This is a genomic window from Nostoc sp. NMS7 (assembly GCF_017115085.1).
Classification (GTDB): Bacteria; Cyanobacteriota; Cyanobacteriia; order Cyanobacteriales; family Nostocaceae; genus Nostoc.
Genome location: NZ_JABXKJ010000137.1, coordinates 45,249 through 66,921, shown reverse-complemented (window position 1 = coordinate 66,921; position 21,673 = coordinate 45,249). Strand labels below are relative to the sequence as shown.

Sequence of the window (21,673 nt, the reverse complement as noted above, 5' to 3'; positions counted from 1 at the left end):
CCTGGGCAAGGAACAGAAATTGTTGTCATTGTAAATCGAGAGTGAGAATATTAAAAATGCACTGGTTACAAACGCAACCTGTAGTAGCTCAATTTCTAATTATTCATAATTATGAGCCAATCAACAAATATTCGGGTTTTGATTGTTGACGACCATGCCATAGTCAGAAAGGGTCTAGCAACCATCATTAATCGCGATCCAGAGATGACAGTGATTGCTCAAGCAGAAGATGGACAACAGGCAATCAACGCGTTTCGAGAACACCAACCTGATGTCACACTAATGGATTTACGAATGCCCAAAATGGGAGGTGTTGAAGCCATTATGGCGATTTGTGCTGAATTTAAGCAGGCTCGGATCGCTGTACTCACAACCTACGATGGCGATGAAGATATCTATCGCGGTTTACAGGCGGGCGCTCAAGGCTATCTGCTTAAGGATTTTAAACTTGGCGAGCTTTTGAATGCGATTCGCGCCATTCATAATGGTCAGAAATACATTCCGCCAGAAGTGGGCGCAAAATTATTGCAGCGAATGAGCAATCCAGAACTCACTGAACGAGAGTTGGAAGTGCTGCGTTTGATGGCACAAGGAATGGGTAATCAAGAAATTGGGACTGCTTTGATTATTGGTGAAAGTACCGTCAAATCGCATGTAAATCGGATTTTGAGCAAACTGGGCGTGAGCGATCGCACACAAGCTGTGATTACTGCTGTTAAGCGTGGGATTGTCAGTTTGTAAGTGAGGAAAAAGGAGGGAAGGGAAGTTAATTTTTACCTTTTCCCCAATAGAATTGGCTTTAGACTCCAACTAAAGTTGGAGACAACCTTCCACTACGAGCTGGACGGGTTCATCCATCACTCGATTGTATAAAAATGTCAACCCAGAGTGGACGACAAGAGAGGGTCAATTGTCTATATTGAATCCATAGCAATGTTAGCGCAGTTGGGTTGTAAGGCTTAAGTTTGCTTAATACAAACCGAAACATGACTTACGACCGTGATAATCGTTCTTTATTCGTTCTGCCTTCAACCCAGGATCATATTCAAGGTGTACTGAATGCTGCTGTAGTATTCGTCATGTATGGAGATTATGAATGTTTTCAAAGTGCCAACGTCTATCGATTGATTAAAGTTGCTCAACAGCAATTGAAGGTTTCGTTTGGAGAAAACAATTTAGGTTTTATCTTCCGTCATTTTCCTCAGGTACAGATTCATCCACATGCTCAACGGGCAGCGGAAGCCGCAGAAGCAGCAGCGGCTCAAGGGCAGTTTTGGCAAATGCATGAGATGCTGTTTATCCATCAACAGGAGTTGGGAAATGGCTATCTAGTGGAGTATGCCAATCGTTTAGGACTTGATATTTCTCAATTTTTGCAGGATTTATCCAAGGGAGCGTATGTCAATCTTATCAATGCGGATATTGAAGGTGGACTGCGAAGTGGAGTGGAGGCTGCACCCGCTTTGTTTATTAATGGAATTCGCTATTCCAATCGCTGGACTGTTGAGCAGATAATGGCAGCCATTGTTGCTGCAAATGATTAATGTTTTTAGTGCTTATCTTAATAAGTATTTCGGCAGAGAGTATTTCATAACTTCTATACCGACAACAAGAACCAGAGATTTCACCAATTTAGCAAGAATACAGAGGCGATCGCAATGATGGTTTTTACATGGAAAAAAGTTCAAAAATTGTTGATGTGGTTATTTGCATTAAGTGTTGTCGTTGGAATATCAATACATCCAACATCAGCCACCTCCAGGGAATTGCCTCAAACGTCCAACTCTAAACCTGCGATCGTTCTCGTTCATGAGGCTTATGCTGACGGTACATCATGGCAACACGTTATTCCATTGTTGGAGCAGGATGGCTACAGAGTGACTGCTGTGCAGATTCCGCTCACCTCACTTGCTGATGATGTGGCAACGACGAAGCGGGTGATTAATAATCAAAAAGGTTCTGTTGTAGTAGTTGGACATTCCTATGGTGGAAATGTGATTACGGGTGCAGCGGCTGGCAATTCACAGGTGAAAGCTCTGGTTTATGTTAATGCTTTCGCACCAGATGTCGGTGAAAAGACGAGTGATTTGAATAAAAAGTACGCAGCACCTCCGATTAGTACGGCGATCGTGTCTGATGCTGCAAACTTTCTCTATATCGATCGCGGGAAGTTTCACGAATTTTTTGCCCAGGACGTGTCGAAGGCTGAGGCGCGAGTGATGGCAGCAACCCAAAAGCCGATCGCCAGCGCAGCCTTTGAGCAATCAGTGAATGAAATCGCCTGGAAAACGATTCCTTCCTGGTTTATCGTGACTCAAAGCGATCGCGCCATCAACCCTGAACTTCAACGATTTATGGCTAAACGGATTGGTGCTAGGACAACCGAAGTTAACTCCAGTCATGTTCCTTTTATCTCTCATCCCAAAGAAGTTGCCAAAGTGATTGAAGCAGCAAGTACTGCTGTGAAGTAATCCCAATTTAACGATTTGTTAGTGAGCTAAGTCCTGCGAACCAATGAGACGCAAGTTTGGTTTCTGGCAGAACATTTGGTGGATACACCATTGGTACGCAGGTAAATCAAATAACTAACAGTATCTCAGCAATCGCTCTTTAAATGAATTCATTCTTGACTCCATTTATCGATTGTAGATAACAGAGGAAGAGAACTTTATGACTAATTATGACTACATTGTAATCGGTGCAGGGTCAGCAGGTTGTGTGGTTGCCAATCGTCTAACCGAAGACAATGACACAACTGTGTTACTACTCGAAGCGGGTAACCCAGATACGAAACCAGAGATTTTCATCCCAGCGGAGTGCGTCAATCTACTAGGCTCAGAGGTGGACTGGAGCTATTTCTCTGAACCAGAACCCTTCTTGAATAATCGCAAAATCTTTTGTTCCCGTGGCAAAGTCTTGGGAGGCAGCAGTTCGATTAATTTCATGATGTATGTCCGAGGCAATCATCACGATTATGACCACTGGCAGGAGTTGGGAAATCCCGGTTGGAGTTACCAGGATATCTTGCCTTATTTCAAGAAATCTGAACACCAGCAACGCGGTGCCTCCGCCTACCACGGAGTTGATGGGGAGTTGAGCGTTACCGATCCCATTGCGCCTACTGCAACTTCTCAACGATTTGTAGAGGCATGTGTGGCAATGGGATTTGACTACAATCCTGATTTCAACGGTACGCAGCAGGAAGGAGCCGGACTCTATCAGCACACCATTAAGGAGGGTAAACGGCACAGTGCTGCTGCTGCGTTCCTTGTGCCCATTCTCCAGCGTCGCAATTTGACCATAACGACTGGGGCATTGGTGACTCGATTGTTGTTTGAGGGAACCTGCACCGTTGGGGTGGAATATCTGCACGAGGGAATGCTGCACCAAGTCAGGGTTGAGCGGGAAGTGATTTTAAGTGCGGGCGCGTTCGATTCGCCTAAGCTGCTAATGCTATCCGGCATTGGGGATGCAGCACACTTACAAACATTAGGGATTTCTGTTGTCGTCGATCTGCCAGGTGTTGGGCAAAACCTGCAAGACCACATTTTCTCTCCTGTGGTATACCAAGCAACTCAGGATTTACACTTTGCCAGCACCAGTAGTATCGGGGAAGTTGGATTATTTTTGCATAGCAAGTGGAATTCAGCGGTTGCACCCGATTTACAGTTTCTATTCGGTTCCATTCAGCTCTTACCCCCTGGCTATGCTCCAGCGGCATTTGGATTTACGGGTGCAGTCGATTTGACCCATCTGCAAAATATTGGCAGTGTCGGTTTGCGTTCATCTAATCTCAACGATCCACCAACCATTCGGATGAATTATCTACAAAGTCAAGCCGATGTGCAGAAGCTGGTTGAGGGAATTAAATTAATGCGCCAATTGTTTCAAACCAGTGCCTTTGATGAGTTTCGTGGCAAAGAAATTGCTCCGGGTTCCCACGTTCAGAGTGATGCAGCACTCGAAGCTTACATTCGGGATACTTGCAGCACTGTATGGCATCCGGTTGGCACTTGCAAAATGGGCATTGACTCAATGGCAGTGGTAGACCCTAAGTTGCGGGTACATGGGGTTGAGGGATTGCGAGTTGTTGATGCCTCCATCATGCCAACAATCACCACGGGAAATACGAACGCACCGACCATGATGATTGGTGAGAAAGCAGCAGATTTAATTAAAGCGGAGAGGCGCAAGCGTTCGGCGGTCAGCTCTTATCTGGCGTCACAATCCTCACCAAGAACCCGGACGGTCTGATTGTCCATATTGCAATTCATCATCGCCCCCTCAGTGCCGTACTCTGTTTCTCTATCGAGATACGTGATCGTCTGAAGAGCAAGATCAAGCCGGACTATTTCTACGCAGGAAAGTAGGGCTACTTCTGTCCATCCCTAGTTCCATCAATTCGTTGCAGACAGCAAAGGAGAGTTTCGTGATGCAATATGACTACATTGTAATTGGTGCAGGGTCAGCAGGCTGCGTAGTCGCCAATCGTCTCACAGAAGACCCAGAAATCACTGTACTGTTGCTTGAAGCGGGCAATCCAGCGACGAAACCGGAAATCCAAATCCCAGCAGAATGCGTCAATCTAATTGGCACTGAAGTGGACTGGGGCTATTTCTCCGAACCAGAACCGTATCTGAACAACCGCAAGATCCTTTGTTCCCGTGGCAAAGTCGTAGGGGACAGCAGTTCGATTAATTTCATGCTCTATGTTCGAGGCAATCCTCACGATTACGATCGCTGGCAGGAATTAGGAAATCCCGGTTGGAGTTACGAGGATGTCTTGCCCTATTTCAAGAAATCCGAGCACCAGCAGCGCGGTGCTGATGCCTATCACAGTGTAGATGGAGCGTTGAGCGTGAGCGATCTGATTGCGCCTGCTCCGATTTCTCACCGATTTGTAGAGGCGTGTGTTGCAGCAGGCTATGACTACAATCCTGATTTCAACGCCAAGCAGCAGGAAGGAGCAGGATTTTATCAACACACTATCAAGGACGGTAAACGGCACAGTGCTGCGGCTGCTTTCCTTTTGCCCATTCTCCAGCGTCCTAATTTGACCGTTACAACTGGGGTGTTGGTGACTCGATTGTTGTTTGAGGGTACTCGCGCTGTTGGCGTGGAATATCTACACAAGGGAATGCTGCACCAAGTTGGAGTCAACAAGGAAGTCATTTTAAGTGCGGGTGCATTCGATTCGCCTAAGCTTCTAATGCTATCCGGGATTGGCAATGCCTCACAGTTACAGGCATTGGGGATTTCTATCGTATTAGATTTGCAGGGAGTGGGTCAAAACCTGCAAGATCACATTCTGGTTCCTGTGGTCTATCAGTCAATTCAGGATCTACACTTTGCTAGCACGAGTAGTATCGGAGAAGCTGGACTGTACTTACATAGCGAAGGCAACTCAGAGATTGCATCTGATTTACAGTTTTTCTTCGCTCCTGTCCAGTTCTTGCCGCTTGGCTATCCTGCTGCTGCTTTTGGGTTCACGGATGTTGTCTCTTTGACCCGTCTGCAAAATCGTGGCAGTGTGAGTTTGCGCTCATCTGATCCGCAAGACACCCCCATGATTCGGATGAACTATCTGCAAAGTGAAGCCGATGTGCAAAAGTTAGTCGCTGCAATTAAACTAGCACGCCAATTGTTTCACATGAGTCATTTTGATGAGTTTCGGGGGGCAGAAATTGCTCCGGGTGCTGAGGTTCAGAGTGATGAAGCACTCGTTGCTTATATCCGCAACAATTGCAGCACAGTGTGGCATCCGGTTGGCACCTGCAAAATGGGTACTGATCCAATGGCGGTGGTCGATCCTGAACTACGGGTACATGGAATTGAGGGATTGCGAGTTGTTGATGCCTCCATCATGCCCACCATCACGACCGGAAATACGAACGCACCCACCATCATGATTGGTGAGAAGGCAGCGGATTTAATTAAAGCAGGTCGCACAGCACGAACGGTTCTCAGCAAATCTAACGTCCAAAATCCGGCGTATTCATCTATTTAGAAACGGGCGATCGTCTTTGATCAATCTCAGATTATCATACCTGTTGAGCGTTTATCGGTCGATGTTAGGCAAGAACACTCGATCTCTGTAAAGGAATACACAATGGCACTGATTACAACACCATTCGGACGACATTCCACCGCCGCCGAGGTCGTAGAAGGAATTGATCTTTCCGGCAAGCGGGCGATCGTTACGGGAGCCGCATCGGGCATCGGCGTAGAAACGGCGCGGGCACTGGCTCAAACTGGAGCGATCGTCACACTAGCTGTGCGTAATACTGATGCTGGAGCGCAAGTCGCGGCTGACATTATGGCTACTACTGGGAACCGGAATATTCATGTTGCTCCGCTTGATTTAAGCGATCGCAACTCAATTGCCAAGTTCATTGCTGCCTGGCGTGAGCCGCTGCACATCCTCGTTAATAATGCAGGGGTAATGGCACTGCCCGAACAGCGCACACCCGAAGACTGGGAGATGCAATTTGCCACTAACTATCTCGGACACTTTGCCCTAGCGCTCGGACTACACCACGCTCTCGCTGCAGAGGGTGCCGCCCGTATCGTGTCCGTTAGTTCTAGCGGGCACCTGATGTCGCCCATTGTGTTCGATGATATTCACTTCATGTTCCGTCCTTATGATCCGTGGTTGGCGTATGGACAATCCAAGACCGCAAGCATCCTCTTTGCTGTCGGTGCTACTGCGCGCTGGTTCAAGGATGGCATTACCGCTAATGCCCTGATGCCCGGGGCGATCGCAACCAACCTCCAGCGTCATACGGGCGGTCTTAGAACCCCACCTGAGCGGCAGAAGACAATAGCGCAGGGTGCGGCAACTTCCGTTCTGTTGGCAACCTCTTTGCTACTAAAGGGCGTTGGCGGACGCTATTTCGAGGACTGCAATGAAGCCACTCTCGTCACCAACGGGAACGGCTATATGAGCGGAGTTGCCCCCTACGCCCTGAACCCAGACAATGCCGATCGGCTCTGGAATGAATCGTTGCGCCTGCTCCCTTGACCTGGCAGTAACAGTGAGCTTCACGCTGTTGATGAACGAATTGCCGATCGTAAGCCTGCCAGCCTTTCGTCCATCATGCTCACGAGCACCACGGGAAATACGAACGTACCCACTATCATGATTGCTGAGAAGGCAGCAGATTTAATTAAAGCGGAGCGTACCTCGCAAAGTCTTCCCAACAAGCTTAATGTTAAAAATTTGTCACACTTGTCTATCTAAAAACGGCATGAACGCCTGCCTTATCTGAACCGCAAACTTGAGCATTCGTAACACAATTCATTAGAAGCATCTATTCCATGACAAAATCATTCTGGCTTCTTGGTTCTCGCCTCACTATCCTCGCCGATCACACCACGACTGACGGTAAATACGACCTGATTGAGGGCTATTTCACTCCTGGTACACAGACTCCACCCCATCGCCATACACGCTATTCCGAACAACTTTATGTGCTGGAAGGAGAGTTTACTGTCTGGGCAGGTGAGAACAAGGTTGTGCTAGGCGTTGGTGAAAGCTTCTTCATCCCCCCTAACACCATCCATGTAGTCGCCGCACTTAGCGATAAACCAGCTCGCGGGTTGGTTGTTGCTGCGCCTAGTGCCTTTGCTCAACTAATAGAAGCAACAGGGACGCTAAACGAGAATGAGAAAACTGACTTGGCATTATTCATGCGCGTCTCTAGCGAAATTGGCGACGAAACTCTGGGTGCGCCCGGAGATATCCCTTAGAGATTAAGCTGACTATTCTTCCTCCTGACTCCACTCTCCATTAGTAACTGACCGCTTTAAACCCAACAATCAAAGGATTAGCATAATGAGAAAACTAGAAGGAAAAATCGCCCTTGTCACGGGTGGCAACAGTGGTATCGGTCTTGCCACAGCCAAACAGTTTGTTGCTGAAGGTGCTTATGTCTACATCACGGGTCGTCGCCAAGTCGAACTGGATGCTGCTGTAGAAGCCATTGGTAAAAATGTTACGGCTGTGCAGAGCGATGTTTCTAATCTGGCAGACCTGGATCGTCTGTTTGCCACCATTAAGCAAGAACAAGGACACCTCGATATCATCTTCGCTAATGCTGGCGGTGGACAAATTGCCCCACTTGGAGCAATCACTGAGGAACACTTTGACAAAACATTCAACATAAATGTCAAAGGTTTGCTGTTCACTGTACAAAAGGCACTGCCACTGTTGCCAGATGGCGCTTCTATTATCCTGAATGCTTCGATTACTTCTATAAAAGGTACGCCAGCATTCAGTGTTTACAGCGCTACTAAAGCCGCCGTGAGATCATTTGCTCGGAATTGGATACTCGACCTCAGAGAACGCAAGATCCGAGTGAATGCCATTAGCCCTGGTGTGGTTCCGACTCCTGGTTACGATCATTTGGGACTGAATGACCAGCAGTTGCAAGAATTCGTGGACAGCCAAGCCAGCACCATCCCACTGGGACGAGTCGGCAAACCCGATGAGATTGCCAAAGCCGTTGTCTTTCTCGCTTCAGATGACAGCAGCTTTGTGAACGGCATTGAGTTGTTTGTCGATGGCGGTATGGCACAGATTTGAAATCCAAAAGGAGTTAAAAATGAAGCTTATCTCTGTTAATGTTGGCTTGCCGCGTGAAGTGCCCTGGAAAGGAAAACCCGTCCGCACTGGAATTTTCAAAGAGCCGGTCAATTCGAGAGTGATGGTGCGTGAACTCAATTTAGATGGCGATCGCCAAGCGGATCTCACCGTTCATGGCGGAGTTGACAAAGCCGTATATGTCTATCCTTTTGAGCATTATGATTACTGGCGAAGCGAATTGCCTGACACAGAGTTAACACTTGGTATCTTTGGTGAAAATTTCACAGTCTCAGGATTGAGAGAAGAAGAATTGAACATTGGCGATCGCTTCAAAATCGGTAGTGTGGAACTAATGGTGACTCAACCGCGCTTACCCTGCTACAAACTAGGGATTCGCTTTGGGCGATCGGATATGGTGAAACGATTTCTCGCCAGTCGTCGCACCGGATTTTACTTTCGGGTTTTGCAAGAGGGCGAAGTTGGAGTCGGAGACACTTTAGAGTTGATGAGTCGAGATACCAACAATATTACTGTTGCTGATATCACTCAGCTTTATGTTCGTGACCGAAACAATCCAGAGTTACTGCATCGTGCTGCTCAACTTGAAGCCTTACCCGAAAGCTGGCGGGACTACTTTCAGGAGCAGATCCGTCGTCAGGATGTGAGATAGATCAACCTGTCGTAAAACGCCATCATGTGACTTTTATCACTTACAAGGAGTAATCCCATGACTACATATCGCACAGTTTCGATCGATGGTTTAGATATCTTCTACCGTGAAGCTGGTTCTCGTAATAATCCGACGATTCTGTTATTGCACGGCTTTCCAACTTCCTCTCATATGTTCCGCAATCTCATACCTGCCCTGGCTGATAAATTCCATCTTGTTGCGCCTGACTACCCTGGCTACGGCAACAGTTCGATGCCAACTGTAAATGAATTTGATTACACGTTTGATCGCTTGGCTGAGATTGTGGAAAAATTCATTGCTGCGATCAATCTCAAAAAGTACAGCCTTTATGTGATGGATTATGGTGCACCGATAGGCTATCGGATTGCCGCTAAATATCCAGAGCGCGTGCAATCTCTGATTGTTCAAAATGGCAATGCTTACGAGGAAGGTCTGCGCGAATTCTGGGAACCAATTAAGGCATACTGGCAAGAGCGATCGCCTGAGAATGCTGAAAAGCTCAAATATCTTGTCACCCTGGAAGCGACGAAGTGGCAATATACCAACGGTGTTCGCAATCTAGAAGCGATCAGCCCCGATACCTGGACTATCGATCAACATTTCCTCGATCGCCCTGGCAACGGTGAAATTCAACTGGCACTGCTGTATAGCTATGGCACCAATCCACCGCTCTATCCCCAATGGCAAGAGTATTTCCGCAACTATCAACCTCCGACCCTGATTGTTTGGGGCAAGAACGACTACATCTTTCCTGCTGACGGTGCTTATCCCTACCAGGGTGACTTGAAAGACGTTGAGTTCCATCTACTCGATACCGGACATTTTGCCCTAGAAGAGGATGGGGATGCGATCGCAAACTATATCGATCAATTTCTCACATCACGACTGCAATCCGTTCTCGCCTGAGCGGCTGGAATCGTCAAAAAATGACCAAATAAAAAATACCTACCTTTGTAAGGGCTTTTATTGAAAAATTAAGGAGGATTGGTCATGGCAGCAATCGATACAGCACCCTTAGAAAACAGCCTGGGATTTCTAGCTTTAGGAGCTTATATTCTCACCTTAATGCCCGCGAATCTCAGAATAATTTTTCCTCAAACTAAACAAGCCAACCTTCCCAAATGGCTGTTAAAATACCGACGACTTATCGGTATTCTGGCTTTCTGCTTGGCTTTGCTTCACGCTTTCCTCTTAGTGAAAAAGAGAGACCTTGATTTTTTAGATCCCAATACCTATTGGATTTATATCCAAGGTATATCTACCTTCATAATTTTTACCCTATTGGCAATTACTTCTAATGACTGGAGTGTCAAAAGACTGAAAAAAAATTGGAAGCGATTACATACGCTGACTTACTTAGCTATGTTCCTGCTCACTTGGCACGTTTGGGACAAAATGTTAGAGCATTGGAGCTATTTAACCCCGATTGGGCTAGTAGGGATTGTCACGACAACCCTTTTATTTCTGATGGGACGCTGGATTGAACATCGGAATAAACAACAAAAAGCGAAAGGAAAAGCGTTCTCATCTCAAATTCCAGAAAAAATTACTCTATAGTACCGCTAGTCTCCGACACCATTACGCAGTGGGTGCAAGTCAGATTATTCTCCCACTCGCACAAGGAATGTCCTGTTATGAGATCGAAACAAATTACCTGGAAATCTTCAGCACCATTGGCAATCAGCACCCTAACGATCTTGGTTGGTAGTAGCAGTTGTGCTAGCCTATTGTCTTCCTTCCGAAATGCTAGTGTTGCTACTATCTCTGTTACAACTACTAAACCCTTACGTTCTCTCCAAGGAAATTCAACTTGGGTTTACGCGATCGCAATCAGCCCTGATGGACGCTTCCTCGCCAGTGGCAGTTACGATAAAAAAATAAAAATTTGGGATCTGCCTAGTAACACCTTACTTTATACTTTAGAAGGACACGGCGATGCAGTGGTAAGCCTTGCCATCAGTCCAGATAGCAAGCTGCTCGCTAGTGGCAGTTGGGATAACCGGATAAAACTCTGGAATCTAGAGACGGGGCAACTGCTTCGGACCCTAGATGGCCATACAGATGATGTAGAAGCCGTTGCCATCAGCCCCAACGGAAAGTGGCTAGCTAGTTGTAGTGCTGACAAAACCATCCGCATCTGGAACATGCAGACTGGCGTACAAGTCCATCAGTTATTGGATGGAATGTGGGTAAGAACTGTTGCTTTTAGTCCGGATGGGCAGACCTTAGCTAGCGGCAATGAGAGTGGCACACTCAAAATTTGGCGAATCATGGATGGTGCTGTTCTACAAACTCTGAATGCTCATTCACAAGCCGTGCGCTCAGTGACTTTTAGCCCTGATGGACGGACTTTAGCGAGTGGCAGTGCTGATCGGACAGTCAAACTCTGGCAAATGCCCACTGGTAAATTGTTGCACTCCCTAATTGGACATGATGGAGTTGTGTGGTCAGTGGCTTTCAGTCCCGATGGCAAGAGATTAGCGAGTGGTAGCAATGATAGCACTATCAAGTTATGGGGGTTGCCTGAAGGCAAACTCTTGGAGAGTTTGATCGGGCATGAGCGAGGCGTGCGGTCAGTAGTTTTCAGACCGCATGGGAACATGATAGCCAGTAGCAGTGCCGACAAAACCATCAAACTCTGGTCTCTTCCTAAAGAGTGACAAGAAGCTTTCACCAAACAAGATCAACTATTTCTGATTCTGTTGAACGATTTGAATTCAAAAGAGTAAACGCATGACCACTTATCGCACAGTATCGATCGATGGTTTAGATATCTTTTATCGTGAAGCTGGTTCTCGTGATCATCCGACGATTCTGCTATTGCACGGCTTTCCAACCTCGTCCCACATGTTCGGCAATTTAATCCCGGCGTTGGCAGATCAATTCCATCTGATTGCACCTGATTATCCTGGTTTTGGCTATAGTTCCATGCCAACGGTGGATGAGTTTGATTACACCTTCGATCGCCTTGCCGAAGTGATGGCAGGCTTTGTCGATGCGATCGGATTAAACCGCTATAGTCTTAGCTTACTTGCGCCAATATCAACCATCGACGCTAATTGTATGGGGCAAAAATGACCAGGGTTTTTTAGTCGAGGGAGCTTATGCCTACAAACGCGACTTAAAAAACCTGGAGTTTCATTTGTTTGATACGGGACACTTTGCTTTGGAAGAAGATGTGGACGCGATCTGCGCTTCTCCCAAAGGGAGACGCCAAGGGCGAACGCAGCAGCGCTTCGCTATCGCAGACCATATTCGCTGCTTTCTGACTACCCACGTTGTGGAGAAGACCATGCTAGAGGGTGTTATGCACTTTGCGAACTCAACTGTGCAAATCGCTTGAGCATAAGAACAGCAAAGGCAACCAAATGCAGACCCACCAATGTTTCTGTCAGTCGCTGATAATCTCGTGCTAAACGGCGAAACCGAGCCGTCCATGCAAAACTGCGCTCCACTACCCAACGACGTGGTAGCAACACGAACCCTTTTCTAGCTTCTGGCAGTTGTTCATAACACGCTCTAGCGAATCCAAACCCACGACAAAAACCTAATAACAGCTTAATTGTCTGCTATTTTGATTTTTCCATCCATCGCGACGAGATATGAGGAGATCAACATGACAACAACGAGCAATTCCGATTTTACTGCCCGCGAGGCACTACGCCTGCTCGGTCCCGATCCCGAAAACTGGGTGCCTGATCGCCCTGGCATCGATCACAATGTCACTATAATAGGTGGCAGCGGCAGCGGTAGCACCTTTGTATTTGCGCTACGACGTGCTGGGATCGGTGGTGTGACAGCGATCGATGCAGCCGATGACGAGGCTCATGCAGGCGTGTGGCTGACGCGAGCGCGGATGGAAAAGCTCCGAACGCCGAAAAATGTGCCTGGTCCAGAACTAGGCATCCCAGAATTATCCTTTCAAGCCTGGTACGAAGCGCGGCACAGTGCGGAAGCCTACGCGGCGATCGATCGCATTGGGCGAGTGACTTGGGCTGAGTACCTCAGTTGGTATCGACAATTCCTCGGTATCCAGGTTCGTTACCGAACGAAGTTAGTGCGGATTGAGCCAGCCGCAGGTTTCTTCCGCCTACACCTTGAGGTAAACGGTGTCCCGCTCTTAGAGACTACACGCAAAATTATCTTCGCCAATGGCGTGGCTGGCACTGGTGGTCCATACGTACCTTCAGTACTGGCTGACTTACCACGCACGCTATACGCACATACCGCTGATGCCATCGATTTTGAAGCACTGCGTGGTAAGACTGTGGCGGTGCTGGGTGCGGCGGCTTCAGCTTTCGATGCAGCAGGAGTGGCGCTGGAATCGGGAGCGAAGGCAGTACACCTGTTTTCACGACGATCGGCGATCGCATCTCTACCAGTAATTCGGATACGGGAATACCCTGGTGCTTACTGCAACTATCCCCAACTACCCGATGCAGCCCGTTGGTTCCAAGCTTGGTGCTTTCGTCAAGCAGGCTCCACGCCATCACGGAACGCGATTGAGCGAGCGATCGCCTTCCCGAACTTTCACATACACCTATCTGCACCTTGGAAATCGGCACGGGAAAAGGGTGATCGCATTGTCATCCAGGTGAATGATGATGTTTTCGAGTTTGATTTTGTGATCGCTGGCACTGGTTACTTCGTTGACCCAACAAAGCGTCCCGAACTAGCCGACTTTGCTCAGTACATTGCCCTCTGGCGCGATCGCTACGAGCCACCAGAAGACCTGCGCGACGGTTAAAAACTTATCATTTAGACCGCAGGGGGCAGGGGGCAGGGGGCAGGGGGAAAGAGGCTGTTAAATCAATTAATTTAACAGTGCCATCTCAACAGATTGTTTACTACTTATTAAAGGAGAATGTCATGGTTGCTCAAGTAAACTCGCAAGCAGCAAAAATTTTGGAAGTTGCGGATGATCCACGTCTTTCCAAAGGAGTAAAGGAATTTTTGAAAGTGCTGAATTCAGGGGGTGTGCCGTTGGAGAAACTCACTGCACCCGAAGCACGTCAAGTCCTTGTAGATGCACAGGCTTCTGTTTCAGTAGACCTTTCAGGCATTGAAGAGTCCCAAAAGACGATTACTGCTGATGGTTATTCAATTACCCTCAATATTGTACGACCTGAAGGGGTCAAAGGCACATTACCTGTTTTCATCTTTATTCATGGCGGCGGTTGGATACTCGGTGATTATCCAACACACAAGCGCATGGTTCGCGATCTGGTTGTGCTTTCAGGGTTTGCAGGTGTCTTTGTCAACTACACTCGCACGCCAGATGCTCAGTACCCACAGGCAATCAATGAGATTTATGCTGCGACCAAATGGGTTGCCGAGCATGGTGAGGAGATTGGGGTGGATGGCAAGAATTTGGCAGTGGTCGGCAACAGTGTTGGCGGAAATATGACAGCAGTCACTGCTTTGAAGGCGAAAGAAAACGGAGGACCACACATCAAGCTACAAATCATGATGTGGCCGATCGTCGATGCCGATTTTGAAACGAATTCTTATCATCAATTCGGCGACAAACGGTACCTAACCGTACCCACGATGAAGTGGATGTATGACCTGTACATCCCTGACCCAGAAAAGCGCAAAGACATTTACGCATCTCCCTTACAAGCGACGGTTGAGCAACTGAAAGGCTTGCCTCCAGCATTAATTGTGGTTGCAGAGAGCGATATTTTGCATGACGAAGGCACAGCCTACGGACGCAAGCTCGATGAAGCTGGGGTAGAGGTGACAACGGTGCAGTACAACGGCATGATTCATGACTTTGGACTACTCAATGGTTTAGCCGAGCTGCCATTCGTCCGCTCTCTGTTTGTTCAAGCTGCTGCCCAATTGAAGAAACATCTGCAATAGGATGCGATCGATGTTTTTGGGGGAGGGAAAAGACGCTCTTCCATCGCTTTGCTGCTTACCGAGTTAGCGTAGGGGAAAATGGTAAAGCGGATGGCACTAAGTTAAGACACAGCCCTTGCCGTGACTGCTTCCCAGCCTCCAGGCTAGGAACTAATTCTGAGAGCCTCCGCCTCCAAAGGCTTGATGAGAGGCAGAGCCTCTCGAAATACATTCCCAGCCTACAGGCTGGGAACGAGGTGAAACAAGACTTTCGGCTTATCTTAGTGCCATTCGGGTAAAGCGACTGTGCTTTGTGCAATCGCCTCATTAATCAATCCAAAGAGTCAACCCTATGCTCAAAGCAATTAAACACAACCGCCGTCGCTTTCTCTTAACGGCGGCAGGAAGCATTTTCACAGAAATGGCACTCATGGGTACTGCACACGCAAGCTTCGACAATCCCAAACGATCTGAATTGAGGTTTTCTCCCATCAAGCAGATCAAAGCGGGTGTCCTCGACATCGGTTACTACGAAGCAGGACCAAGCGATGGATCTCCGGTGTTGCTGCTGCATGGGTTCCCGTATTCCATCGATAGCTACATTGACGTTGCACCAATGCTTGCTGCACGCGGATGTCGGGTGATTGTTCCCTACCTGCGGGGACATGGATCAACCCGTTTTCTTGACAGCGCCACACCACGCTCCGGGCAGCAAGCTGCGATCGGTGTCGATGCGATCGCCTTAATGGATGCATTGCATCTGAACCGTGCTGTGCTTGCTGGCTATGACTGGGGTGGACGAGCTGCTTGTGTTGTTGCGGCTCTTTGGACTGAACGATGCACAGGTCTGGTGTCCGTCAATAGCTACCTGATCCAGGATATTGCCAAGGCAAGGCTGCCACTTTCACCCGCGATCGAATCTGGTATCTGGTATCAATACTATTTCCAGACCGAGCGCGGACGCGCCGGACTGACGGCTAACAGACGTGAGATTGCAAGGATTCTCTGGACTCGCAATTCGCCGAACTGGCACTTTGACGAGGCAACGCTCGATCAACACGCCAGCGCCTTCGACAACCCCGATTATGTGGAGGTCGTCATTCATTCCTACCGCCATCGCCTTGGACTTGCTGCCGGCTATCCCATGTATGAGGAACTTGAGCAGCGACTCGCCGCGCAACCGACCATTACGGTGCCGACGATCACGCTGGACGGGGACGCAGATGGTGTTGTGCCAGCAACCGATGGGAAATCGACGGCAGCGAAGTTTAGCGGCAAACGTCAGCATCAGGTCATTCCAAACGTCGGTCATAACCTGCCCCAGGAAGATCCTAAAGCATTCGTAACTGCGGTCTGGGAACTCGCATCAAAGAAACGTTAACGGCTTCTCTGCAGCGATAACCTTGCGCCGTTTCACCTTCAAATGGATCGTTATATTTAAACTACTCTCAGGTAATTACCTGCTATGAACAGCCACACACCGAGCGCTAGGGACATTATCGGATCATCACCGTTGATTGCGATTGAAAACGAAGCACCACCCAAGCTGATTGTCGATCCACCGCTTCCCGAACCGCTAGCACAGGGACGCGTCTTCATCCAGTACCGGACGGAGAATTTGCGTGTGTTGCCAGTGTTTGGCAAAGGTGCCCTCGAAGTATCGCCGCGCATCGGTCATATCCACATCACCGTTGACGACGCGCCGTGGCACTTTGTAGATTCCAGTGGGGAAACGATCATCCTGGTCGGACTAGAACCTGGCGTACACAAGGTGCTGATCGAACTAGCTGACCCCACGCACAAAGTAATCACTAGCGAAACTGTGGAGTTCACGCTGCCCGATCCTAAGAAATCATCATGAAAAAACTAGAGGGAAAAATCGCAGTTGTGAGGGGGGCATCTGGGGAAACGCTGCACATCGCGGGTGGTATTCATTGATCTGTATTAAACTGCTTTTGAGGTAATTCGGTCGGCACGCACTTACAGCAGAATCAGAAGTAAAACAGGGTTCATACCTGGCTTTGGGACTTAGTTTGTGTACTTTACCAACTTTAAATCTGCTGTAATTTTAATCCAACCATGCTGAGACGTTGGCGTACCACTCCGTGGAAGCAAGCTACACAAAGCGTCTCCAAGAGTTGCCTCTCGGAACGAGAATCGCGATTCTACCGCTTACATACTATGAACAACCCTGAAAATTATCGACTACCCCTGCCGCCTTTTGATAATGAATCCGCTATCCAAAAAGTCAGAATAGCAGAGGATGCTTGGAACACACGTAACCCTGAACTAGTATCACTCGCTTACACGTCGGATAGCATTTGGCGCAACCGCTCAGAATTTCTATCTGGTCGTGAGGCGATCATTCAGTTCTTGACACGTAAGTGGCTTAAAGAATTGGACTACCGTCTGATCAAAGAGCTTTGGGCTTTTCAAGACAACCGAATTGCTGTCCGGTTTGCTTACGAATGGCATGATGATGCTGGCAATTGGTTCCGTTCCTATGGCAATGAAAATTGGGAGTTTGACGAACACGGATTCATGCGATGGCGTATTGCCAGCATCAACGACCTGCCAATTCACCAGAGCGATCGCAAATACCACTGGATACTAGGTCGTCGTCCTGACAATCATCCCGGATTGTCAGACCTCAATCTTTGAAAAGCCTGTTTTAACTAGGCTGATGGCGCTAGCAATCTCTTCATACTTGCATTCAGCTTTTGAATCACTGGGAAAACGCTGCATATCGCGGGTGGTTTTTAAGAAGGAGAACGGTGAAAATCAACAAGCAAGGAGAAAAACCATGAACATCAACAAGAATGACACCGCAGTAGTCGTCATCGATCCGCAAAACGATGTCTTGAGCGAAAAAGGGGTTTCCTGGGATTTGGTGGGTGAGAGTGTTAAGGATAACAAGACCATCGAAAACATTGAGCGAATCTTCAAAGCCGCGAAGCAGAATGAATTCGAGGTTTTTATCTCCCCTCACTATTACTACCCCACCGACTATAGTTGGAAATTTGCCGGAAACCTAGAGCAAATGATGCTTGAGGTTAAGGAGTTCGATCGCCGTGGCGCGTTGAGCCTAGATGGATTTCTGGGATCGGGTGCTGACTGGCTTGATCGCTATAAGCCCTTCATTGAGGATGGCAAGACGATTGTCGCCAGTCCCCACAAAGTCTATGGGCCGCAAACCAACGACCTTGTTTTGCAACTGCGTAAACGCAACATCAGCAAAGTCATTCTACTGGGAATGTTGGCAAATCTTTGTGTTGAAGCTCACCTACGCGAATTGCTTGAGCAGGGATTCCAGGTCGTTGTCGTCAAGGATGCAACAGCTGCTCCTCGACATCCGCAACTGGGTGATGGCTATAAGGCAGCACTAATCAACTTTGGGTATATCGCCAATGCAGTCCTTTCTACAGATGAAGTTGTTGCAGCAATCGAGTAATGTCAAACTCATTAATCTTACAACACTTATGAAAACATCCGCGTTACTTCTTGCTCTGCCAATCAGTATCTTAGCTAATTTTTCCTTAAGAGCTTCTGCTGATTCTACTGCTAGCATCGTCCTGAGTACAAAATGCCAGGGTGGTTATAACATCAATATTTGGCGGAATTATACTTCAGGCGAACTGCTCTATCGCGCGACCAATCCCAACGGTAATTTAAGTTTGGGTAAAGGAACTACCAAAGCGACAGAAGGTGTTCGAGTGTATAAGTTTCGGAATGGAATTTATGAATATTGGGTGTGGGATGGCACGTTGGATAACCCGCAGTCTGGAACTTTAGAGGTGTATAAAAAGAACCGTATCTTGATGAAGCAAGCTTGTAGAAAAAGTTGAATCTTCTAGTGGGTGTTAGCACTTTTTGGAAACCCAGCTAGTAGTCTGTCAAATTCATTTTGACGGTTAAAGAGACGCGATTTATCGCCGTCTCTACTCTTAATTTATCCATCAATTATTTATTGACACAGTACTAGGGCAAATACGTTATCGCTAAAAGCCTCTTAGTCAGCCAGTTTTTCTGAAATTCATAACACCTTCTAGAAATCGTATTCACCTGATCAAACCCAAAGGATATGGAAGTGGACACTCAACACTATGACGATATTATTATCGGCGGCGGCAAAGCGGGTAAAACACTTGCACCAGCGCTGGTTGCTGACGGACGTAAAACTGCTCTGGTTGAACGCAGTTTAAATATGATTGGTGGTGGGTGCATTAATACTGCCTGCATTCCTACTAAAACTATGGTAGCGAGTGCCAATGTGGCAAACACAGTGCGAAACAGTGCTGCTTATGGTGTTAAAACCAATACACCCACCGTTAATTTAGCAGAGGTGATCCAACGAAAACGATCGGTTGTGCAATCTGCCCGTGAAATGAACTTGCACAATTTAGAAACGGCTCTGGATAACAACTTGATTATTGGCGAAGCAAAGTTTGTTGCGCCCAAAACGATCGCAGTCACGACGACTGAGGGGAACAATCGCTTACTTACCGCCGAACGCTTATTTATTAATACAGGCACACGACCGTTAATTCCATCCATACCTGGACTCACAGAAGTTGAGTTTTTGACAAGTGAGTCGATCATGGAGCTAGAACACCTACCGAAACACCTAATCGTGCTTGGTAGTGGCTACATTGGTTTGGAGTTTGCCCAGATGTTTCGGCGCTTTGGCTCTGGCGTTACTGTCATTGGGCAAAGTGAGCAAATCCTGTCACAGCAAGATCCAGATATAGCGATCGCAGTTCAAACATTACTGGAACAAGATGGTATTGAATTCTTGCTGAAGGCGAAGGTGTTAAGGGTTGATCGCACTGGTAATGAAACCATCCTGCAAATCCAAGTTGCCGATCGTGAAATCACCCTCCAAGGGTCGCATTTGCTCGTCGCCGTTGGTCGTGCGCCCAATACCGATAGCTTAAATTTAGCTGCTGCAGGTGTGGCAACCGATACACGCGGATTTATTCAAGTTAACGATCGCCTGGAGACGAACATTCCGGGGATTTGGGCGTTAGGCGATATTAATGGCGGGCCGCAATACACCCATATATCGCTCGATGATTATCGCATTATCAAAGCTAATTTAATTGATGGGGGCAACCGTAGTACACTGGATCGATTGGTTCCATCCTGTCTGTTCATCGATCCAGAACTGGCTCATGTGGGTTTGACTGAAACTGAAGCACAGCAACAAGGATATACAATCCGCGTAGCGAAGGTGGATGCGTCAGCCGTTCCTAGAGCAAGAACGCTCGGTCAAACCGATGGACTGCTAAAGGCGATCGTGGATACAGATACAGGTCGTATTCTAGGGTGTTCCCTGTTGTGTCATGAAGCAGGTGAAGTGATTTCAACAGTGCAGATGGTGATGCAAGCTCAGATGCCCTACACCGTTCTGCGCGATGGTATTTTGACTCATCCCACGATGACTGAAGGGTTAAATATATTGTTTTCCAAGTTGTAAGCATACAGCAATTGCAGACCCAAGGACTTACCAAATAAACGACATTTCATTCTTGAAGATCAAGTAGATATAGCATGATTAGTAAAACATCTAAAGTCGGTATTATTGGTGCAGGTAATGTAGGTGCAGACGTTGCAAATGCTTTAGTTTTACTCGGTAGATGTGTAAGGGTTGTCCTTTTTGACCGAACCTTATCAAAAGCTGAAGGACAAGTATGGGACATTGAAGACAGCATTCCCCTACTTAAAGAGATGGAGATTATACCATCAAATCAGTATGAAGATTTAGCTGATTCAGATATCATTATTGTGACTGTTGGGGTGCAGCAAAAACAAGGACAGACGCGATTAGATACATTGAGCGACAATGCACAGATTATACGTTCGACAATCAAAGAATTGGATCGAGTTGCACCGAATTCAATCGTAATTATCATTAGCAATCCAGTGGATGTACTAACGCGGATTGCTCAAGCTACTTCCACCAGAGCAGAAAACCTAATTTTCGGTTCGGGAACCGTTCTTGATACTGCTAGACTGAGATATCAACTTGGAAAGCAACTGAATGTTGCCAAACAAGACATTCATGCTTATGTGATTGGAGAGCATGGAGATAGTCAATTTGTCGTTTGGTCTAGTGCATTTATTGGGGGAATTCTGTTAACTGAATTTCCCATACCACAAGGAACAACGCTAGAACAAATTCAGCAAGAGTACGCGCAGTTAACTCGTAAACGAGGCTATAACATTTTTGAACGCAAAGGAAATACAAGCTATGGTATATCAACAGTAGTTTGTCAGTTAGTTGATACCATCCTGCGAGATGAAAAGCAGATATTTCCAGTATCGGCTAGAGCAGATTCTAACTATGGAGTTGGCAGTGAAGTTGTTCTTGGACTTCCATGTATCATTGGCTCAACAGGTATTGAGCGCCAACTGCTGTTATCAAGAAATGCTCTTGAACAACGCTTATTAGAAGAATCAGCCAACAAACTCAATGAAGCCCATAATTCTTTGCATAATTAAAATAAATTGGGTGCGGCTATGGTTGAAAATACAGTATCTTGAACAATACCTTT

The 21,673-nt window shown here is 47.3% G+C and carries 23 protein-coding genes and 1 pseudogene; 23 read left to right on the top strand and 1 reads right to left on the bottom strand.

Annotated features, from left to right (window positions below; all coding sequences use genetic code 11):
• Positions 1 to 111: 111 nt before the first annotated feature.
• The 14 genes from HWQ38_RS14250 to HWQ38_RS40450 all read left to right on the top strand — a co-directional run bounded on the left by HWQ38_RS14250 (position 112) and on the right by HWQ38_RS40450 (position 12,618).
• On the top strand, positions 112 to 741 hold the full coding sequence (locus tag HWQ38_RS14250; RefSeq protein WP_292794561.1) for a response regulator transcription factor: 630 nt from the start codon (positions 112 to 114) through the stop codon (positions 739 to 741).
• Positions 742 to 986: 245 nt separating this feature from the next.
• Positions 987 to 1,544 (top strand): DsbA family protein, encoded by a 558-nt coding sequence (locus tag HWQ38_RS14245; RefSeq protein ID WP_292794558.1) that lies wholly within the window; start codon positions 987 to 989, stop codon positions 1,542 to 1,544.
• Positions 1,545 to 1,658: 114 nt separating this feature from the next.
• Positions 1,659 to 2,471 carry an alpha/beta hydrolase gene (locus tag HWQ38_RS14240; protein ID WP_292794555.1) on the top strand — a complete coding sequence of 271 codons (813 nt, stop codon included), beginning with the start codon at positions 1,659 to 1,661 and terminating at the stop codon, positions 2,469 to 2,471.
• 199 nt (positions 2,472 to 2,670) lie between these two features.
• Positions 2,671 to 4,254, top strand: a complete 1,584-nt coding sequence (locus tag HWQ38_RS14235) for a GMC family oxidoreductase N-terminal domain-containing protein (protein ID WP_292794552.1) — start codon at positions 2,671 to 2,673, stop codon at positions 4,252 to 4,254.
• A gap of 178 nt (positions 4,255 to 4,432) precedes the next feature.
• Positions 4,433 to 6,007, top strand: coding sequence for a GMC family oxidoreductase N-terminal domain-containing protein (locus HWQ38_RS14230; RefSeq protein WP_292794550.1), 1,575 nt, complete (start codon positions 4,433 to 4,435; stop codon positions 6,005 to 6,007).
• 102 nt (positions 6,008 to 6,109) lie between these two features.
• Positions 6,110 to 7,021: an SDR family NAD(P)-dependent oxidoreductase gene (locus HWQ38_RS14225; RefSeq protein WP_292794548.1), complete on the top strand. Its 912-nt coding sequence runs from the start codon at positions 6,110 to 6,112 to the stop codon at positions 7,019 to 7,021.
• A 296-nt stretch (positions 7,022 to 7,317) separates the two neighbouring features.
• Positions 7,318 to 7,749: a cupin domain-containing protein gene (locus HWQ38_RS14220; protein WP_292794545.1), complete on the top strand. Its 432-nt coding sequence runs from the start codon at positions 7,318 to 7,320 to the stop codon at positions 7,747 to 7,749.
• An 85-nt stretch (positions 7,750 to 7,834) separates the two neighbouring features.
• Positions 7,835 to 8,584: an SDR family oxidoreductase gene (locus HWQ38_RS14215; RefSeq protein WP_292794544.1), complete on the top strand. Its 750-nt coding sequence runs from the start codon at positions 7,835 to 7,837 to the stop codon at positions 8,582 to 8,584.
• A 19-nt stretch (positions 8,585 to 8,603) separates the two neighbouring features.
• On the top strand, positions 8,604 to 9,254 hold the full coding sequence (locus HWQ38_RS14210) for an MOSC domain-containing protein (protein ID WP_292794542.1): 651 nt from the start codon (positions 8,604 to 8,606) through the stop codon (positions 9,252 to 9,254).
• Between the two features lie 57 nt (positions 9,255 to 9,311).
• The gene (locus HWQ38_RS14205) at positions 9,312 to 10,181 is read left to right on the top strand and encodes an alpha/beta hydrolase (RefSeq protein WP_292794540.1); all 870 of its coding nucleotides are present in this window, start codon (positions 9,312 to 9,314) and stop codon (positions 10,179 to 10,181) included.
• Positions 10,182 to 10,265: 84 nt separating this feature from the next.
• A complete protein-coding gene (locus tag HWQ38_RS14200; RefSeq protein WP_292794538.1) occupies positions 10,266 to 10,832 on the top strand; it encodes a ferric reductase-like transmembrane domain-containing protein in 567 nt (188 codons plus the stop codon).
• A gap of 77 nt (positions 10,833 to 10,909) precedes the next feature.
• Complete coding sequence (locus HWQ38_RS14195; protein ID WP_292794536.1) at positions 10,910 to 11,935, top strand: WD40 repeat domain-containing protein; 1,026 nt, start codon at positions 10,910 to 10,912, stop codon at positions 11,933 to 11,935.
• A 73-nt stretch (positions 11,936 to 12,008) separates the two neighbouring features.
• Positions 12,009 to 12,353, top strand: coding sequence for an alpha/beta fold hydrolase (locus HWQ38_RS14190; RefSeq protein ID WP_292794534.1), 345 nt, complete (start codon positions 12,009 to 12,011; stop codon positions 12,351 to 12,353).
• Positions 12,307 to 12,618 (top strand): hypothetical protein, encoded by a 312-nt coding sequence (locus tag HWQ38_RS40450; protein WP_366933291.1) that lies wholly within the window; start codon positions 12,307 to 12,309, stop codon positions 12,616 to 12,618. The genes HWQ38_RS14190 and HWQ38_RS40450 overlap by 47 nt, the downstream gene beginning before the upstream one ends.
• Here HWQ38_RS40450 and HWQ38_RS14185 read toward each other — a convergent pair.
• Positions 12,581 to 12,763 (bottom strand): annotated as a pseudogene (locus HWQ38_RS14185) (transposase); the annotation flags it as partial. The gene HWQ38_RS40450 and the pseudogene HWQ38_RS14185 overlap by 38 nt on opposite strands.
• Before the next feature lie 128 nt (positions 12,764 to 12,891).
• Here HWQ38_RS14185 and HWQ38_RS14180 point away from each other — a divergent pair.
• The 9 genes from HWQ38_RS14180 to HWQ38_RS14140 all read left to right on the top strand — a co-directional run bounded on the left by HWQ38_RS14180 (position 12,892) and on the right by HWQ38_RS14140 (position 21,620).
• The gene (locus HWQ38_RS14180; protein WP_292794532.1) at positions 12,892 to 14,022 is read left to right on the top strand and encodes an FAD-dependent oxidoreductase; all 1,131 of its coding nucleotides are present in this window, start codon (positions 12,892 to 12,894) and stop codon (positions 14,020 to 14,022) included.
• A 77-nt stretch (positions 14,023 to 14,099) separates the two neighbouring features.
• Positions 14,100 to 15,140 carry an alpha/beta hydrolase gene (locus HWQ38_RS14175; protein ID WP_292794530.1) on the top strand — a complete coding sequence of 347 codons (1,041 nt, stop codon included), beginning with the start codon at positions 14,100 to 14,102 and terminating at the stop codon, positions 15,138 to 15,140.
• A 331-nt stretch (positions 15,141 to 15,471) separates the two neighbouring features.
• The gene (locus HWQ38_RS14170) at positions 15,472 to 16,500 is read left to right on the top strand and encodes an alpha/beta hydrolase (RefSeq protein ID WP_292794527.1); all 1,029 of its coding nucleotides are present in this window, start codon (positions 15,472 to 15,474) and stop codon (positions 16,498 to 16,500) included.
• Between the two features lie 84 nt (positions 16,501 to 16,584).
• The gene (locus tag HWQ38_RS14165; protein ID WP_292794525.1) at positions 16,585 to 16,980 is read left to right on the top strand and encodes a DUF6130 family protein; all 396 of its coding nucleotides are present in this window, start codon (positions 16,585 to 16,587) and stop codon (positions 16,978 to 16,980) included.
• 218 nt (positions 16,981 to 17,198) lie between these two features.
• Positions 17,199 to 17,780, top strand: coding sequence for a nuclear transport factor 2 family protein (locus HWQ38_RS14160; protein ID WP_292794522.1), 582 nt, complete (start codon positions 17,199 to 17,201; stop codon positions 17,778 to 17,780).
• A 142-nt stretch (positions 17,781 to 17,922) separates the two neighbouring features.
• Positions 17,923 to 18,570, top strand: coding sequence for a cysteine hydrolase (locus tag HWQ38_RS14155; protein WP_292794519.1), 648 nt, complete (start codon positions 17,923 to 17,925; stop codon positions 18,568 to 18,570).
• A gap of 28 nt (positions 18,571 to 18,598) precedes the next feature.
• Positions 18,599 to 18,964, top strand: coding sequence for a hypothetical protein (locus tag HWQ38_RS14150; RefSeq protein WP_292794517.1), 366 nt, complete (start codon positions 18,599 to 18,601; stop codon positions 18,962 to 18,964).
• Positions 18,965 to 19,200: 236 nt separating this feature from the next.
• Positions 19,201 to 20,595 carry a mercuric reductase gene (locus HWQ38_RS14145; protein WP_292794515.1) on the top strand — a complete coding sequence of 465 codons (1,395 nt, stop codon included), beginning with the start codon at positions 19,201 to 19,203 and terminating at the stop codon, positions 20,593 to 20,595.
• Positions 20,596 to 20,669: 74 nt separating this feature from the next.
• The gene (locus HWQ38_RS14140; protein WP_292794513.1) at positions 20,670 to 21,620 is read left to right on the top strand and encodes an L-lactate dehydrogenase; all 951 of its coding nucleotides are present in this window, start codon (positions 20,670 to 20,672) and stop codon (positions 21,618 to 21,620) included.
• Positions 21,621 to 21,673: the final 53 nt, after the last annotated feature.